18 protein-coding genes are annotated in these 16,422 nt (G+C 68.9%); 12 read left to right on the forward strand and 6 right to left on the reverse strand.

The window, feature by feature from the left end; translation table 11 throughout:
• Positions 1 to 36: 36 nt before the first annotated feature.
• The 7 genes from ACQPY4_RS08455 to ACQPY4_RS08485 are packed head-to-tail and all read left to right on the forward strand — an operon-like array spanning position 37 to position 7,369.
• On the forward strand, positions 37 to 1,092 hold the full coding sequence (locus tag ACQPY4_RS08455; protein WP_433334170.1) for an MCE family protein: 1,056 nt from the start codon (positions 37 to 39) through the stop codon (positions 1,090 to 1,092).
• Complete coding sequence (locus ACQPY4_RS08460; RefSeq protein ID WP_433334172.1) at positions 1,089 to 2,180, forward strand: MCE family protein; 1,092 nt, start codon at positions 1,089 to 1,091, stop codon at positions 2,178 to 2,180. The genes ACQPY4_RS08455 and ACQPY4_RS08460 overlap by 4 nt, the downstream gene beginning before the upstream one ends.
• Positions 2,180 to 3,199, forward strand: coding sequence for an MCE family protein (locus tag ACQPY4_RS08465; protein WP_433334174.1), 1,020 nt, complete (start codon positions 2,180 to 2,182; stop codon positions 3,197 to 3,199). The genes ACQPY4_RS08460 and ACQPY4_RS08465 overlap by 1 nt, the downstream gene beginning before the upstream one ends.
• On the forward strand, positions 3,199 to 4,227 hold the full coding sequence (locus tag ACQPY4_RS08470) for an MCE family protein (protein ID WP_433334176.1): 1,029 nt from the start codon (positions 3,199 to 3,201) through the stop codon (positions 4,225 to 4,227). The genes ACQPY4_RS08465 and ACQPY4_RS08470 overlap by 1 nt, the downstream gene beginning before the upstream one ends.
• Positions 4,227 to 5,282 (forward strand): MCE family protein, encoded by a 1,056-nt coding sequence (locus tag ACQPY4_RS08475; RefSeq protein WP_433334178.1) that lies wholly within the window; start codon positions 4,227 to 4,229, stop codon positions 5,280 to 5,282. Before ACQPY4_RS08470 ends, ACQPY4_RS08475 begins: the two co-directional genes overlap by 1 nt.
• Positions 5,279 to 6,550 carry an MCE family protein gene (locus ACQPY4_RS08480; RefSeq protein WP_433334179.1) on the forward strand — a complete coding sequence of 424 codons (1,272 nt, stop codon included), beginning with the start codon at positions 5,279 to 5,281 and terminating at the stop codon, positions 6,548 to 6,550. The genes ACQPY4_RS08475 and ACQPY4_RS08480 overlap by 4 nt, the downstream gene beginning before the upstream one ends.
• 12 nt (positions 6,551 to 6,562) lie before the next feature.
• The gene (locus ACQPY4_RS08485) at positions 6,563 to 7,369 is read left to right on the forward strand and encodes a hypothetical protein (RefSeq protein ID WP_433334181.1); all 807 of its coding nucleotides are present in this window, start codon (positions 6,563 to 6,565) and stop codon (positions 7,367 to 7,369) included.
• A 14-nt stretch (positions 7,370 to 7,383) separates the two neighbouring features.
• Here ACQPY4_RS08485 and ACQPY4_RS08490 read toward each other — a convergent pair whose 3' ends face one another.
• A complete protein-coding gene (locus tag ACQPY4_RS08490) occupies positions 7,384 to 7,842 on the reverse strand; it encodes a DinB family protein (protein ID WP_433334183.1) in 459 nt (152 codons plus the stop codon).
• A 61-nt stretch (positions 7,843 to 7,903) separates the two neighbouring features.
• Positions 7,904 to 8,362 (reverse strand): ATP-binding protein, encoded by a 459-nt coding sequence (locus ACQPY4_RS08495; protein ID WP_433334185.1) that lies wholly within the window; start codon positions 8,360 to 8,362, stop codon positions 7,904 to 7,906.
• 113 nt (positions 8,363 to 8,475) lie between these two features.
• On the opposite strand from ACQPY4_RS08495, the gene ACQPY4_RS08500 reads away from it, so the two are divergent.
• A complete protein-coding gene (locus tag ACQPY4_RS08500) occupies positions 8,476 to 9,270 on the forward strand; it encodes a helix-turn-helix domain-containing protein (RefSeq protein ID WP_433334187.1) in 795 nt (264 codons plus the stop codon).
• Positions 9,267 to 9,467, forward strand: coding sequence for a DUF397 domain-containing protein (locus ACQPY4_RS08505; RefSeq protein WP_433334189.1), 201 nt, complete (start codon positions 9,267 to 9,269; stop codon positions 9,465 to 9,467). Before ACQPY4_RS08500 ends, ACQPY4_RS08505 begins: the two co-directional genes overlap by 4 nt.
• Positions 9,468 to 9,561: 94 nt before the next feature.
• Here ACQPY4_RS08505 and ACQPY4_RS08510 read toward each other — a convergent pair whose 3' ends face one another.
• Positions 9,562 to 10,449: a TauD/TfdA dioxygenase family protein gene (locus ACQPY4_RS08510; protein WP_433334191.1), complete on the reverse strand. Its 888-nt coding sequence runs from the start codon at positions 10,447 to 10,449 to the stop codon at positions 9,562 to 9,564.
• 66 nt (positions 10,450 to 10,515) lie between these two features.
• Entirely contained in the window at positions 10,516 to 11,121 is a 606-nt protein-coding gene (gene rpsD / locus ACQPY4_RS08515) for a 30S ribosomal protein S4 (RefSeq protein ID WP_433334193.1), read from the reverse strand.
• 71 nt (positions 11,122 to 11,192) lie between these two features.
• On the opposite strand from rpsD, the gene ACQPY4_RS08520 reads away from it, so the two are divergent.
• Both ACQPY4_RS08520 and ACQPY4_RS08525 read left to right on the forward strand, forming a co-directional pair.
• A complete protein-coding gene (locus ACQPY4_RS08520) occupies positions 11,193 to 11,975 on the forward strand; it encodes a DUF2470 domain-containing protein (RefSeq protein WP_433338860.1) in 783 nt (260 codons plus the stop codon).
• A gap of 289 nt (positions 11,976 to 12,264) precedes the next feature.
• Entirely contained in the window at positions 12,265 to 13,446 is a 1,182-nt protein-coding gene (locus ACQPY4_RS08525) for a trans-sulfuration enzyme family protein (protein ID WP_433334195.1), read from the forward strand.
• Here ACQPY4_RS08525 and ACQPY4_RS08530 read toward each other — a convergent pair.
• Both ACQPY4_RS08530 and ACQPY4_RS08535 read right to left on the reverse strand, forming a co-directional pair.
• Positions 13,443 to 14,603 carry a DUF5925 domain-containing protein gene (locus ACQPY4_RS08530; RefSeq protein WP_433334197.1) on the reverse strand — a complete coding sequence of 387 codons (1,161 nt, stop codon included), beginning with the start codon at positions 14,601 to 14,603 and terminating at the stop codon, positions 13,443 to 13,445. The genes ACQPY4_RS08525 and ACQPY4_RS08530 overlap by 4 nt on opposite strands.
• A 41-nt stretch (positions 14,604 to 14,644) precedes the next feature.
• Entirely contained in the window at positions 14,645 to 15,424 is a 780-nt protein-coding gene (locus tag ACQPY4_RS08535; RefSeq protein WP_433334199.1) for a lysophospholipid acyltransferase family protein, read from the reverse strand.
• A 121-nt stretch (positions 15,425 to 15,545) separates the two neighbouring features.
• On the opposite strand from ACQPY4_RS08535, the gene ACQPY4_RS08540 reads away from it, so the two are divergent.
• On the forward strand, positions 15,546 to 16,403 hold the full coding sequence (locus ACQPY4_RS08540) for a hypothetical protein (protein WP_433334201.1): 858 nt from the start codon (positions 15,546 to 15,548) through the stop codon (positions 16,401 to 16,403).
• Positions 16,404 to 16,422: the final 19 nt, after the last annotated feature.

Below are 16,422 nucleotides of genomic sequence, written 5' to 3' on the forward strand. Positions count from 1 at the left end.
CACCGTGCTCCCCCAGACGCCAGCGAGGTCGACGGCATGAGCGAAGAGCCTCTCTCCACCCGCTCCAGGATGATCTTCGGCCTGGTCGGCGGGGGCGTGATCGCGGCCGGTGCCGTCTTCGTGGCGGTGGGCACCCAGCCGTCCTATTCGGGCTCCACCTACTACACCGCCGACTTCGGCCGCGCCGGGCAGGGCCTCGACCCGGGCAAGTCGGACGTGAAGATCCGCGGCATCGCGGTCGGGGCCGTCGACCGGGTCTCGCTGGAGAAGAGCGGCCGGGTGTCGGTGCGGTTCCGGATCGACGAGGGGGTGCGGCTGCCGACCACGTCCAGCGCCCGGATCGAACCGCTGTCGATCTTCGGACCGAAGGACCTCTCGCTCGACCTCGGCGCGAACGAGGCATCCGGGCCCTACCTGCGCGACGGCGGCCGCGTCGACAAGACCCAGGACCCGCAGGAGCTGTCGGAGACGGCGTGGCCGACCTACCGGCTGACCCGGGCGATCGATCCCGACGAGGTCACCACGATCCTGCGCACCTTCGCCGCCGGTCTGGACGGCCAGGGCCCGGCCCTGCGGCGCACCATCGACAACGGCTCCAAGGTCATCGACGCCGCGCACGCCAACCGCCGGATCATCGCCCAGCTGATCAGCGACCTCAACGGCCTGTCGGGCAGCCTGGCCTCCCGGGGCGACACCTGGACGGCCTTCACCCGCGACTTCAACCAGCTCGCGCCGGTCGTCCACCAGCGTCCCGACAAGGTCCAGGCGCTGCTGGGCGAGTCGGCCGAGCTGGCCGAGCGGGTCGGCACGACGATGCGCGGGCACGGCGCCAACCTCGGGTCGGTCATCGACGGGTCGGGCGAGGTCACCGCGGTGCTCGCGGGGGAACGGCGCAACATCCCGGTCCTGCTCGACAGCCTCAACGGCTTCTTCGAGGTGCTGTCCAGCATCATCCGGGTGCCGGGACCCAAGGGCACGCTGCTCGGCCAGGTGCTCGAACCGCTGCCGCTCGACCTGTGCCAGCTCATCGTCGACATCTGCGGCCCCGCGCCGCGGGCGAACGCGCGCGACACCGGGACGGGACGCCGATGAGCGGGCGCACCCGGGGCGGCCGCGGCCCGAGGACGGCGGTCACGCTCAAGTTCGGGGCCTTCGTCGTGGTGACCGGGCTGCTCACGTTCTTCATCGGCCAGCAGATCCTCGGCGCCTCCCTGTTCGCCGGGCGCCACCGCCTCACCGCCGTCTTCGACGACGTGACCGGCCTGCTGGAGGGCGACCAGGTCAAGATCGCCGGTACCCCGGTCGGCCAGGTCAAGAGCATCGAGGTCGTCCGCGGCAAGGCCGTGGTCGGGATGCGGGTCGACAAGGACGTCTTCGCCAACCTCCCCGCCGACTCCACCGCCGCCATCCGCTGGCGCAACGTGATGGGCCAGCGGATCGTCTACCTCGAACCCGGGCGCAGCCAGGAGAAGCTGCGGCCCGGCGGCCGGGTGCCGCACACCCGCTCGGTGGTCGACCTCGGCGAGATCGTCAACGCGCTCGGCCCGATCACCCGCAACCTCGACCCGGCCCAGATCAACAAGATCCTCTTCTCGTTCGCCCAGGCCCTGGACGGCAACGAGCAGAACATCAACCTGATGATCCAGAACCTGGACGGGCTGCTCCAGACGTTCGGCGCCCGCAAGCAGACCATCCAGCAGATGATCAAGAACTACGAGACCGTCAGCGGCGCGGTCGCCACCCGCGACCGGCAGATCGCCGCCAGCGTCGACAACCTCGAATCGCTGGCCAAGGTGTTCGCCAACAACCACAGGCTGCTGGAGGACGCCGTCGTCCAGGTCGCCGGGGTCACCACCAACCTCAACCGGGTGCTGGGCGGCAACGACGCGCAGCTCTCCCGCATCATCGACAACCTCGGCAAGTTCAGCGGCACCTTCCGCATCAACGTCGACCAGCTGGAGAAGCTGGTGCAGAACCTCCCGCTCACCCTCCGGCAGCTGTTCGCCGCGGGCAACGGCGGCAACTACCTGCGCACCACCGCGCTCTGCCTCAACGTCGTCCAGGGGCCCTGCCCGTTCCCGATGAACCTGCCACCCGCCCCCGGGGAGAACGAGCAGCGGAAGGACCCGTCCAAGCAGGATCTGGAGAGGCTCAAGGCGATGCTGGGAGGTGGCCGCTGATGGCGCTGAAGTCGCTCCGCGACGTCAACCACAAGATCGTGGCCATCGTCACCATCGCGGTCCTCGGGGCCGCGTGCGTCTTCGCGTTCGCGGCGGGCCAGCTGCGCCTGTTCGAGCGCGGATACACCATGAGCGGGGTGTTCTCCGACACCGCCGGGCTGAAGAAGGGGCAGGACGTCCGGGTCGCCGGGGTCAGGGCCGGGCGCGTCACCTCGGTCGAGCCCGACTTCAGGAACGGCACCGTCATCGTCACCTGGCATGTGAACAAGGACATCGACCTCGGCCCGCAGACCCACGCCGAGATCCAGACCACCACCCTGCTGGGCGGGCGCTACCTGCGGCTCACCGGCCCGGTCACCCGCCCCTACGTCGCCGAGACCAAGGACGAGTCCCGGCGCCGCATCCCGCTGTCGCGCACCAAGGTGCCGTTCACCGTCCCCGAGGCCCTCGACGGCGCCCAGAACATCGTCGGGCGGCTCGACCAGAAGAGCATCGACAGGCTGCTCACCCAGGTCGGCCGGATCGAGTCGCCCAGCGCCGCCAAGCTCAAGCAGATGCTGGCCAACATCCGGCAGCTCTCGCGGATGCTCAACGACTCCCACCCCGAGATCGAGAAGCTGATCGACAGCAGCAAGACGATCACCGGGACGCTGGCCGCCAAGGACGAGAAGCTGCGCCAGATCATCGACTCCAGCCAGGTGCTGCTGCGCTCGCTGGTCTCGCGCCGCGACGAGCTGGCCGCCACCCTCGGCCAGGGCAGCCGCACCGTCCGCACGCTCAACAACGTGATCGCCGGCAACGAGAAGCAGATCAACACGCTGCTGGACAACCTGCACCTGCTCACCACCAGGCTCTCGCCCAACATGGACGCGCTCAACACCGACCTCTCGCTGCTCGGCCCGACGTTCCAGCAGGTCGCGGCCGCCAAGGGCAACGGGCAGTGGGTCGAGGCCGTGCTCACCGGCCTCGGGCCGCTCCAGCCGCCCGCGCCCGTCTCCACCCGACGGGGAGGCAACTGATGAGGGCCACCCGAACCTCCCTCGTGACCCTGCTCTGCGCGGCCCTCACGCTCTCGCTGGGCGGCTGCGCGGTCTTCGGCGGCGACGACGGCCGCACCATGACCGCCGAGTTCCCCAAGGCCCGCTCGTTCTACCCGCAGTCCAAGGTCAAGGTCATGGGCGCGGACGTCGGGTCGGTGACCAAGGTCGAGAACCGGGGCGACCGGATCCTGGTGACGTTCACGCTGCGCGACGACGTCCCGCTGCCCGAGGGGGTGCAGGCGTCGATCGTCCCGCTGAACCTCGTCGGCGAGCGCAACCTCGTCCTGCACCCGGCCTGGCAGCCCGGCAAGGCCAAGACCCGCGAGACGCGGATCCCGCTGGCGCGCACCCACGTCCCCGTCGAGGTGGACGACGCGCTCGACTCGTTCACCAACCTGGCCAACGCGCTCGACCCCACCAAGGTCCGCGACGCGCTCGGCGACGCCGCCGACTCCGTCAACGGCAACGGCCGCGAGTTCAACGCCACGCTCGAACAGAGCGCCCGGCTCGTCGAGAACGTCGCCGGGCAGGACAAGGAGCTCATCGCCGTCGCGCGGAACCTCGAACGGCTCGCGGGCGTCGTGCGCGGCCGCGAGGAGGTGCTCGGCCAGCTCATCCGCAACTTCGGCGAGGCCACCCGGGTGCTCAGCGCCGAGCGCGGCGAGCTCCAGCAGCTGATCGGCGGCGTGCTGGAACTGTCCAAGAGCGGCGACAAGCTGATCCAGAAATACAAGGGACAGCTCCCGTATGACCTGGCCGTCCTCACCAAGGTCGCGCTGGTGCTCAAGGGCAACTCCAAGACGCTGGCCCAGCTGATCAAGGCGCTGCCCGGCATCGGGTCGACGCTCGTCAACGCCTACAACCCCAAGGCCAAGTCGATCCAGATCCGCTTCGCCACCGACGTGTTCCTGCGCACCTGGCTCAAGGGGCTGTTGCAGGACGACGACGTCCCCTGCCCCCTGCCGCCGCCCAACTCCAACTGCTCCTGGCAGAACGGAGGCAACTGATGACCCGCAGGGTGTTGCTTCTGGTGGTCGCGCTGGCCGTCGTGATCTCGGGCTGCTCCTACAAGACCGCCGGAGCCCCCCGGGGGAAGCTGACGCTCAAGGCGACCTTCGACGACGTCCAGGGCCTCGTCCCCGGCCACAGCGTGATGATGTCCGACATCAAGATCGGAAGCGTCACCGGCATCGGGCTCGACAAGCGCACCTACCGCGCCACCGTCACCATCTCCATCAAGGACGGTCACCAGATCCCGCGCGGCACCCGCGCCGAGATCAAGGTGACGTCCCTGCTGGGCGAGAACTACGTCGACCTGATGCTGCCGCCGGGCGGCCGCATGGACCGGGGCCCGTTCCTGGCCAGCGGGAACAGCATCGACAACACCAGCGTCCAGCCCGCCTTCGAGCAGGTCGTCGGGCAGGCGGGCCCGCTGCTGAAGTCGCTGGCGGGCAACGACGTCGCCACCGTCGTCAACACCGGCGCCACCGCGCTCAACGGCAACGGCCACCGGCTCAACACCACCATCGCCAAGTCGGGCGACCTGCTGAAGGTCTTCGCCGACCAGCGCGCCGAGCTCGGCCGCTCCATCGACCAGTTCGCGCGGCTGGGCCGGTCGCTGGCCAAGGGCAGCGACGCGCTGAACCGGGCGCCGGGCGAGCTCGAACGCACCACCGCCCTCCTGAACGAGAACAAGGGCAAGATCCTCGACGCCGTCGAGAAGCTCACCAAGATGTCCTACGAGCTCAACGACAAGGTCCTGGAGGGCCGCGTCGGACGCTTCCGCACCCTGCTCAAGGACCTCGACCCCGTCCTGGCCCAGCTCGGCGACAACCGCAAGCGGCTCACCGACCTGGTCAACGGGCTCGTGACGTTCGAGGGCAAGTTCCCCCGCGCCGTCTGGGACGGCCAGATCCTGCTGTACCCGCTGCTCCGGATCGTCTGGCCGGACGGCACCCCCGTCTTCCCCGGCCTCGGCCAGGAGACCAGGAGCAAGCAGAAGCTGCCCAAGGACGTCCGCGGCACCCTGCCCGACCTCGACAAGCTCTGGGGGCCGCGATGAACAGCCGCCTCACGATCAACCTCGGGGTCTTCGCCGCCCTCGCGGTGGTCATGGTGATCTGGGCCTTCAACAACGTGATCAGGTTCGACTTCATCGACAAGCCCTACAACATCTCCGTCGAGTTCGAATCGTCCCCCGGCCTGCACGCCGGCTTCGAGGTCGACTACCTCGGCCTGCGCATCGGCAAGATCGACTCGGTCCGGCTGGAGAAGAGCAAGGTCGTCGTCAAGCTCGACATCGACCGCGGCATCAAGGTCCCCCGAGGCGTCCACGCCGCCGCGGCCCGCAAGTCGGCCGTCGGCGAACCCGTCGTCGAGCTGACCCCCGCGTCCGGCCGGGCGACCGCGCCCCCGATGAAGCCAGGCGAGACGATTCCGGTCTCCCGCACCTCCATCCCGCCCAAGTACGGCGACCTGTTCGGCGCCGTGATCAGGTCGCTGAAGGCCATCGACCCCGCCGACGCCAAGGTGCTCACCCACGAGCTGGCCCAGGGCTGGTCCGGCCGCGAGAACTCGCTCCGCCAGATCATCAACGGCTCCGACCAGCTCAGCGCCACCTTCGCCGACAACAGCGCCCTCCTGGACGGCCTCACCAAGGACCTCGGCCGCATCACCCGGGTCCTCAACCAGAACCGCGGCGAACTTGCGTCCGGCGTCGACAACCTGGCCGCCCTCACCGCCGCGCTCCGCCAGGTCAAGGGCCAGCTCACCGAGCTCCGCGACCGGGGCCCGGACCTCCTGGGCACCGTCAACGCCCTGCTGGACAAGACCGGCCCCGACTTCGAGTGCACCGTCGACACCCTCGCCGGCCTGGGCATCTCCAAGAGCAACCCCCGCTACCTCCAGGACCTGCGGGACACGCTGAGGATCGCCCCCGAGCTCAAGCACGTCCTGGACAACGTGATCTCCCAGGACCAGGGCCGTCCCATCCTCAACGTGGCCTTCATGCTCACCCTCAGGACCACGGCCGTCGAGGAGTACAAGTACCCTCTGCCACAACCGCGCCCCAACCAGGTGCCGAACTGCCCCACCGGCAGAAGCCCCGAGATGCCCGAGCAGAAGCCTTACCAGGCCAAGGACCCGGGTGCGACGCGTCCCACCCACGACCCGTCGCTCAACGAGCGCAAGGCCGCGAACCAGTCGCCGGACGACTCGTCCGGCCCCCCGACCTGGCTGATCTACATCCCGCCGGTCATCGCCCTTCTGGTGCTCGTCAGAGTCATGGCAGGCTCGGTCCCCCTGCTCTCCCGCTTCCGGCGCAAAGACTGAGGAGTACGCCAAGTGACAGCCAAGGACAGCCAGACCCCCGTCGAGCCGGACGAGGAGACTGAGGAGACCCTGGCCGAAACCCCCAAACCCAAGCGCAAACGCCGCGTCCGGGTCATCGAGGTCATCGACGACGAAGACCTCGACGACGTCCTGGAAGCCATAGAACAAGAAGAGGAAGAGGAGAAGCCCAAGAAAAAGCCGCTCCCAGAGGTCAACAAGAAAGAACCGGAACCGTCGGCCGCATCACCTCTCCAGGGCAACCCGAAGAACATGGCCATCCTCGCCGTGATCCTCATCGCCCTCTTCGCCAGCCTGGCCGTCTGGCAGTGGCGCACCGCCGCGTCGGAGGCGTCCAAGACCTCCGACCGCGAGTCGGTCTCCAAGGCCGCCGCCGCCTACGGCGACGTCTCCTTCAACTACAACGCCTCGAACTACCAGGCCCAGATGACCAAGGCTCAGGAAGTCATGGGCGGCGACCTCCTGGAGAGCTACAAGACCAACACCGTCCCCAACATGGGCAAGATGTTCACGGAGAACCCCCAGATCAACCTCTCCTCCAAAACGAACCAGGTCTTCGTGGGCAACGTAGACGGCAAATTCGCCACCGCCGTGATCTCCGTCGACATCAACGCCACCCTCAAGGCAGGCCAGGCCCCCGTAGCCCAACCCGCCAGCCTCATCCGCCTGGCCCTCGCCAAGATCAAGGGCAAGTGGCTGGTAACCCAGATGTACGCCTCAGGCCAGAAGGACGGCGCCCAAAACCAGGCCCCCCTCCCCACGGTCCCCAGCCCCACCCCCACCCAAAAACCCAAGAACTAAGGAGCTCGACCAGGTCATTCGCCGGTTTCCCCGTCGATCCGCTCGCGGAGCAAATCGGCGTGGCCGTTGTGGCGGGCGTACTCCTCGATCATGTGGGTGAGGATCCAGCGCAACGAGTGGACGAGGCCCGTGCGGGGGTGGACGCCGGTGGCGCCGAGGGACTCGGCGGCGGCCGTGAGTTCGCGGGAACGGGCGCACGCCTCGTACCAGAGGCGGAACGACTCTTCGATGTCGGCGCCTTCGACGATGAAGTCGGTGTCGCGGGCCGGGGCGTCCCTCCAGTAGACGGGCCGGACGTCCTCACCGGCCAGCACCCTGGAGAACCAGTTGCGCTCGACGTCGGTCAGATGGCGGACCAGCCCGAGGAGCGAGAGTTCCGACGGCGGAACGGCCCGGAGCCGGAGCTGATCCGGAAGCAGCCCGGAGCACTTCCAGATCAGGGTCTCCCGCTGAAACTCCAGAAATCCAACCAACGTATCGCGCTCATTGCCGGCGCCAGGCGGCTCGCTTCGCTCGTTCATCTCCATCCGGCCATCATGGCCTGGAGATCGCGAGCCGAGCCCAGACCCACTTGCCTTGAGGTGGAGTCGGGCGGATGTCGTGGTCGGTCGAGAGTGCTTCGACGATGGGGAGGCCCCAGCCGCCTGTGCCGTCGTCGTGGCCGGGGTCCAGGGCCTGCGGATCGGGAGCGATGTCGGCCAGGGCGAGTTCGGTGATCGGCTTGGCGATCGGCCGCCGGTCGGAGGAGTCCCAGACGCTGAGGTTGATGGCGCCGGGCTCGTGCGTGATCCGCACCCGGATCTCGCCTCCGGGAGACGCGTTAATCGCGTTGGCGACCAACTCCCCAACGACCAGATTCGCGTCGTGAATGAGATGCCCAAGCCCCCAATCCGAAAGTTGCAAACCCAACAACGTTCGTATCTGGCCCGGTGTTGTCGCGGACGCGAGACAGGCAATGTCCAATTCGTCGGACATGGAGATTTTGGTATCCATTTTGTGCCCTCCTTTTCTTGTCTCCGAGCCAGACTGGCGCCACGGGGATACCTTTGGAGGGTTTGATTGCATCGGCGAAACTTTGGAGATCTTGAATGTCGACGCGGAGGCAGTTGGACCCCGACTCCTCATTCTGGGACTGGATAGCCGTTGAGCTGCGACTATTCCGGGAGCTCTACAACTTGACGGGTACCGAGGTGGCTGAGGTTCTCGGGCTTAAGAAATCTTCGGTTTCGAACCTGGAAGCGGGCCGCACTAAACTCAGTGAGGAGCACGCCGAAAAGCTGGACCGGCGCTACGGCTCGCGGGGGCACTTCCAGAGGCTCGTTCGCTTGGCGACGACGGCGCACGATCCGGACTGGTTCGGTCAGTTCACGCGGTACGAGCGGCAGGCAGTGCTGATCAAGGCGTACTTCGCCCTGGTGGTCCCCGGTCTGTTCCAGACACCCGAGTACGCGCGTGCGCTGATCGTCGGCGCTCAGGTCGTGGACGATGTGGATCACGCGCTTGACGAGCGTCTGCGTAGACAAGAGATCCTCCGCCGGACGGATCCGCCCGAGTTGCAGATGCTGATCAAGCAATCCGCGCTGGAGGATCCGATCGGAGGTGGCGAGGTCATGCGCGCGCAGCTCGCCCACCTCATCGAGGTGAGTCACCTCGGGAACGTGATTCTGCGGATCGTTCCCAGGTCGGCCAGAGCGCACCCCGGCGTCGACGGCTCGTTCACGCTGCTCTCTTCCGCGCAGGGCGAGCACGCGTTGTCGGAGGCGGTCGGCGGTGGGAGACTGGTGTCCGACCCGGCGAAGGTTCGCGACTATCGGCGAAGGTTCGATCGCCTGGGAGCTGACGCTCTATCCAGGGACTCCACGAGGAGTCTCCTCGCAGAGATGATGGAGGCCATGCAGTGAATGAGCCCGTTTGGCGCAAGTCCAGTCGTTCCGGCTCCGGCGGTGCGGGCGGCCAGGAGTGTGTGGAAATTGCCGATCTTTCCATCGCGATCGGAATTAGAGACAGCAAGGCACCTCGTGAAGGGCGCCTGTCGCTCTCGGTGGAGGGTTTTGCTTCGTTGGTTGCTCGGGTGAAGTCGGGCGAGTTGGATCTTTAGGTTTTGGGGGGTGCGGGGGGCGGAGCCCCCCGCCTTGGGGTTTGGGGCGGGAGCCCCAATTGTGGCTGTCCGAGCGTAGCGAGGGCCTTGCTGTTTAGAGGTAGCGGGCGGCGGTGGGTTCTTGGGGGGCGTCTTGGCCTGTGGTGCCGTGGGGGCCTTTGGGGATGCCGTTGTCTATTTCGGCGGGGCAGTTGATGGTGACGCGGTGCATTTTGCGGCGCTGGGTGTAGTCGGCGACGGCGTAGTGCTGGGTGGGGCGGTTGTCCCAGAAGGCCAGGGTGCCTACTCGCCATTTTAGGCGGACCTGGAATTGGGGGTCGCGGACGACGTCGAAGAGGAGGGGGAGGACGGCCTCGTTCTCGCGGCGGGAGAGGCCGATGAGGCGGGTGACCGAGGAGCGGTTGACGTAGAGGGCCTTGCGGCCTGTTTCGGGGTGGACGCGTACTACGGGGTGGATGACTGGAGGGTTCTTCTCCTGCATCTCGCGTAGGTCCAGGGGGTGGCCCTTGTCTATGGCTTTGGTGACCGACATGGTCAGGTCGTGCTCGGCGTAGAGGTCGTCGCAGAGGCGCTGGAGCCAGGGGGCCAGGGACTCGTAGGCCAGGTACATGTTGGCGAACAGGGTGTCGCCGCCCACGTCGGGGAGCATGACGGCGCGCAGGAGCGAGCCCATGGGAGGCGTCGTCATGAAGGTGTTGTCGCTGTGCCACTGGTCGCCGCCCTCGCCCTTGGGAGAGGTCTGGTCGAGGACGTGGATCGCGCCGCCGCCGTGGTCCATCGGGGGGAGGTTGGCGGTGCCGAACTGATTGGCGAACGCTACGTGTTCGTCGTCGCTGATGTGCTGGTCGCGGAAGAAGAGGACCAGGTGGTCGAGGAGGCCCTTGCGGAGTTGGTCGGTCTGGTCGGGGGCCAGGGGCTTGCTCAGGTCGGCGCCGGTGACTTCGGCGCCGATGTTCCGGGTGAGGGGCTGGAATTCGATCATGCCGGGGGCCTCCATCGGTGCGCGCAGCAAGCAATCGCTTGGTTGAGCGTAACCGATGGAGACCGTTCAGCGGGAGTAGTGCTCGACGACCAGTTGCTCGTCGCAGATCACGGGGACCTCGCGGCGTTCGGGGAGCCGGATCAGACGTGCGGCCAGGGCCTGGTGGTTCGCCTCGATGTAGGGCGGCACCTTCTCGGTGTTGGCCCCGGTGGCGGCGATGACGAAGGGGTCCAGGGTGCGGCTGCGCTCGGCGATCTGGATCACGTCGTCCGGGCGGACCCGGAAGGACGGACGGTCGACGCGGCGACCGTTCACCAGGACGTGGCGGTGCACGACGAACTGGCGGGCCTGGTAGATCGTGCGGGCGAACCCGGCGCGCAGGACGAGGGCGTCCAGGCGCCGCTCCAGGTCGATGATCAGGATCTCGCCGGTCTTGCCCTCGACCTTGGCCGCCTTGGCGAACGCGTTGCGCAGCTGGGCCTCGCGGATGTTGTACTGCGCGCGCAGCCGCTGCTTCTCGCGCAGGCGGATCTTGTAGTCCGTCTCCTGCTTGCGGGCGCGGCCGTGCTCGCCGGGCGGGTAGGGGCGCGCCTCGAAGTATTTGACGCTCTTGGGCGTCAGGGGGATGCCGAGCGCCCGGGAGAGGCGGACCTTGGGCCGGGGGTTGTTCATCGTCCTCCTTCAGTGCTTAGGTAGACCTTAGTTAGGTAAGCCTAACCTACATGGAGGCGCATGTGAGCGAGATGACGACGCTGCGACGCCCGACGGCGGGGGAGCGCGCGCGGACCCTGGCATACGGGGTCGCGGACGGTGTCCTGGCGGTCCCGGGCGTGCCGTACGCGCCCGTCTCCGCGCACGCCACGGACGAGGACGGACGCCCCCTGCTGCTCGTCCCCGCAGAGTCGGCGGCCGTGGCCGCCCTGCGCGGGGAGTCCGACCTTCCCGCCACGCTGCGGATCTCCGACGTGGCTCCGGTGGCGCTGCCCGACCGCGTCCGGGGACGGGCCTGGATGCACGGATGGGTCGCCGAGGTCGCGGCGGAGCGGCGCGGGGAGGCGGCGCTGCGCATCTCGCGCCTGCACCCGCGTCCCGAACTCCTCGACCTCGGGGACGCCTGGACGATCCTGGTCCTGGAGGTCGCGGAGATCGAGATCGAGGACGCCTGGGGCTGCGCCACACTGGAGCCGGAGGAGTACCAGGCGGCCGTCCCCGACCCGTTCGTCGCGATCGAGGCGGGCATGCTCACCCACCTCGACACCTGCCACCGGGGAGAGCTGGCCCAGCTGCTCAAGGGGCTGCGGGCCGTCGCGGACGAGGCCACCCGGGAGCGGATCGGACGTCCGGGTGCGGGACCGGTGGTCAGGCCGCTCGCGCTCGACCGGTACGGAATGTGGCTGCGCTGTAGCGACGCGCCACCGGCGGAGCCGGATCCGTTCGATCTGCGCGTGGTCTTCTCCGAGCCTGTCAGGGATATCCACGGTCTTCGCTGCGTCTACCGCCGGCTGTTCGCCACCGCGACGTCCTGACGTCAGGGTTCATGCCGGGGATCTCCCGGATGTCCGGGACGGCCCTTTCGGGCGATGCTCGATTCCCGGTCGCGAGTCGCCACGGCATCCGGGCCTTACCGGGACCCCCGTCCGATCCCCTGCGGGGTGGGGACACGGGCGGAGGACCCGACAGGGAGGGCCCGGATGCCCGGCGTGTGCGGCCGGGCCGGTGGTCCGGCGCTGCGAGTTCCACGGGGGGAACGCGGTCCGGGCCACTGGCTTGGATTGGATCTGGTTCGGGCCGGGACGGTGCGCGCAGGCTGGACGCATGAACCAACACCGTCCCGAGACCCGTGTCGTCCATCCGAACGTCAGCCCGCCCACCGGCAGCAGGCCGCTCGGGCTCCCGATCTACCAGGGCCATCTGTTCGCCTTCGACGACGCCGACGCGATGGCCGCCGCGTTCGACGGCCCCACGGCGGCCCCCTTCTACAGCCGGATGGGCAACCCGACGGTCCGCGCGTTCGAGGAGGCCGTGGCCGACCTCGAGGGCGGCACCGGCGCGCTGGCGCAGGCGTCGGGGATGGGCGCGATCAACGCCGTCCTGATGTCGCTGCTGTCCTCCGGCTCGCATGTGATCGCGCAGAGCTGCCTGTACGGCGGGACGTACGCGCTGCTCAAGGAGCTGACCGAGCGCTGGGGCGTCGAGGTCACCTATGTGAGCGGGGAGGACCCGGCCGAGGTCCGCGCGGCGCTGCGTCCCGAGACCCGGGTGCTCTACCTGGAGACGATCGCCAACCCGACGACGCAGGTCACCGATCTGCCCGCGCTGATCGCCGAGGTGCGCGGGACGGACGTGAAGACGGTCGTCGACAACACCTTCGCCACGCCGCTGCTGTGCCGCCCCCTCGACCACGGCGCGGACGTCTCGGTGCACTCGGCCACCAAGTACTTCGGCGGCCACGCCGACCTGCTCGGCGGTGTCGCGGTCTTCAACGACGAGACGCTGCGCCGGAAGGTCTGGGACCACGCCATCGAGCTCGGCTCGGTCGCCGACCCGTTCGCGGCCTGGCTGGCGGTGCGGGGCATGGCCACGCTCGCGCTGCGCCTGCGTCGGCAGTGCGCGACGGCGCTCGAACTGGCCGAACGCCTGGCCGTCCACCCCAAGGTGAGCCGGGTCAGCTACCCCGGGTTGCCCGATCACCCGCAGTACGAGATCGCCCGGAGGCTGCTGGACGGGTACGGCGGCGGCGTCCTGTCGTTCGAGCTGAACGGCGGACGCGAGGCGGGACGCGCCTTCGTCGAGGCCGTGCGCCTGGCCGCGCTCGCGGCCTCGCTCGGGGACGTCAAGACGCTGGTGATGCACCCCGCCAGCACGTCCCACCGCCAGCTCGACGCCGCGGCCCTGGCCGCCGCCCAGATCGGCGAGGGCACCGTGCGGCTGACCGTGGGCATCGAGCACCCCGAGGACATCTGGGACGACCTGGAGCAGGCCCTGGCGAAGGTCTAGAGGTAGAACCCGGTGTCGGTGACGGGAGCGCCCTGCGTGTCGGGGCGCTTCTCGCCCTTGCGCATCGCGACCAGTTCGGCCAGCGTGGCGCCGTCCGGGCCGACCTCGGCCTCGACGCCGTCGGCGTCCAGCCAGGCGGTCGCCTCCGGGCGGGTCAGCGGCCCCACCTCGATCTGCGCCAGGCAGCGCCCGGGACGGACGACCGCCGGGTGCAGCCGGGTCAGGTCCTCGTTGGTGGTGATCGCCACCAGGACGTCGCGTCCCTGGCCGAGCATCCCGTCGGTGAGGTTGAGCAGGCGGGACAGGCCCTGGCCCGTCGACTGCTTGGCCTCGCCGCGGATCAGCTCGTCGCAGTCTTCGAGGATCAGCAGGCGCCAGCGGTTCTTGTCGTCGTCGTACTCGTCGCCGACCGCGACCTCCATGAGGTAGCTGGGCGCCCCGAACAGCGCCTCGGGGTCCAGGACGCAGTCGGCCTGGCACCACTCGCTCCAGGCGCGGGCAAGCGCGCGCAGCGCCGTGGTCTTGCCGGTGCCGGGCGGGCCGTGCAGCAGGAGCAGGCGTCCCGACACCTGCTCGCGGTCGAGGCCCATGACCGTGTCGAGCGCCTCGGCGACCGGCGCGGTGTAGTTGCGGCGGATGTCGGACCAGGAGTCGGCCGAGATCGCCCGCTCGGACCGCGACGGGCCGTGCGCGCCGTGGTGCCAGAACCCCATCGGGACCTTGGTCTCGTCGACCTTGGGCGGCTCGGTGGCGTCGCGGACGCACTCGTCGAGGATCTCCTCGGCCAGCTCGTCGGTGACCGCGCAGACCTCCAGGTAGGCGGTGCCGTTCTTCCACCGGTTGCACAGCAGCGTCCAGCCGTCGCCCTCGGCCAGCACCGACGACTTGGTCTTCTCGTGCGCCGAGCGCAGCGTCCGGGCGCTCTCGGGGCGCAGCGGCGCCTCCGGCCGGACGTGTTCGAGCCGGGTCGAGCGCGACCAGGGCTGCTGCCCGGACGCGAACGGCCGCAGCGACAGCACGTCGAGGACCTCGGAGTGCGAGTTGGTCTCGTCGAGGTTCAGCACGACGGGCAGCGTGAGATCGGACCCGCCGGCCTTGGTGCTCTCCGCGGGCTCGATCAGATGCAGGATCTCCCGCGGCTCCCGAGACATGGACATGTCAACGATCATGCGGCCCGGTGGTCGGAACGTCCAGCCATTTAGCCCGTCTCCTCTGTGGCCTGCTTGGCCTCGCGCCGGGCCTTGCGCTCCTCGATCTCCTTGCGGTCGAGCTCGGCGGCCTCTTCGGGGGTCGGCGCGGATCCGCCCAGGTAGGCGGGCTGCCACCAGGTCTCGCCGGACGCGGGGACCTCGGGGTACTCGCGCTGGGCCTTCTCCAGCAGCTCCGACATCCGGCGGTGCAGGTCTTCGGTGACCTTGTCGTAGTCGTCGCCCCGCTTGGGGTACATCGGCTCGCCGACCAGGATGGTGATGGGCACCTTGCGCTGGAACAGCCGCTTGGGACGTCCCTTGGTCCACATCCGCTGCGGGCCCCAGATCGCGATCGGGATCATCGGGACCTTGCCGGCCACCGCCATCCGGACCGCGCCGCTCTTGATCTCCTTGACGGTGAAGGAGCGGCTGATCGTGGCCTCGGCGAAGACGCCGATGACCTCGCCGTTCTTCAGCGCCGTCAGCGCCGCCTTGAAGGAGGCGGCGCCGGCCATGCGGTCGACGGGGATGTGGCGCATGTCGCGCATCAGCGGCCCGGAGATCTTGTGGTCGAAGACCTCCTTCTTGGCCATGAAGCGGACCCTTCGCTTGGGGTAGGCCGCCAGCCCGGCGAAGATGAAGTCGAGGTAGCTGACGTGGTTGCTGACCAGCACCACGCCCCCCGTCTCCGGGATGTTCTCGGTGCCGTCGAGGCGGAACTTCAGACCCAGGGCTTTGAACAGCCCCTTCGCCAGCTTGAGCACCGGTGGATAAACGATTTCGGCCATGGTTGAACCGTACTGGAGGGTGCGATGATCGGCGAGGGCACGCCTGGACGAAGGATCACACAACGGCCCCGAACTCTGAGAAGGTTGTGCCAGAAGACGTGATCCCGTGAAGGGGGTGAGCATGGAACCGTTGGACGCGGCGGCGGACGTGCACGCGCTCATCCGGGACCAACTGCCCGACGTGGCGCCGACCGCCTGGTTCGACTCCGGCACGTCGGAGGTGGTGCTCCCGGTCGGGCGGTCGGAGGCCCGCGCCTCCACCTGGACGGTCCTGGAACGCTGTGCCCGCGCGGCCCGGTCGGTCTGGCCCCGGCTGGTGGACGAGTGGGTCCGCGAGGTGGCCGACCGCGCGTTCCTGGCCGTGGGGGAGATGGAGCTGTTCGGCGACGTCCGCGAGCTGCTGCGGCTGCGCATCGTCCCCAAGCTCGACCCGCGCGACCGCGAGGGGCTGGTCGTCGTCCCGGCGGGCGACCACTTCGACGCGATGGTCATGATCGAGCACCCCCGTTACGGCGGCCCCCTCACCAAGGCCCGCGCGGGCCTGCTCGGGCTGCGCAAGCTCGGCTACGTGATGACCAACACCCACGACCGCGAGCTGGCCGACGTCGAAGTGCGCGACCAGCCGCTGCTGCCCGGACGCGACGTCCGCGTGGTCACCAAGCCCGGCAGCCGCTATGTCTCGGCGCTGCTGAGCGAGGTCGAGCAGTTCCTGCCGAACCCCAACCCGCACGGCGCGCTGGTCGGCGTCCCCTGCCACAGCACGCTGCTGCTGTACCCGATCCGCTCCACCGGCGTCATGGACGTCCTGCCGGTCTTCGCCGACGTCGTCGCCGAGATGCACCAGGCCGCCGGAGACCCGTGCGCGCCGGGCGTCTACTGGAGCCACGGCGAGCGCAGGCTGACCCCGCTCAAGCCCCACGCGAGCCTGCACGGCTCGGACGAGTTCGCCGCGCTCCTGCGGCGCCTGCCGACCGACTGACGCCTCGTCGGGGTCCGTG

This window comes from Spirillospora sp. CA-294931 (genome assembly GCF_050946795.1).
GTDB lineage: Bacteria > Actinomycetota > Actinomycetes > Streptosporangiales > Streptosporangiaceae > Spirillospora.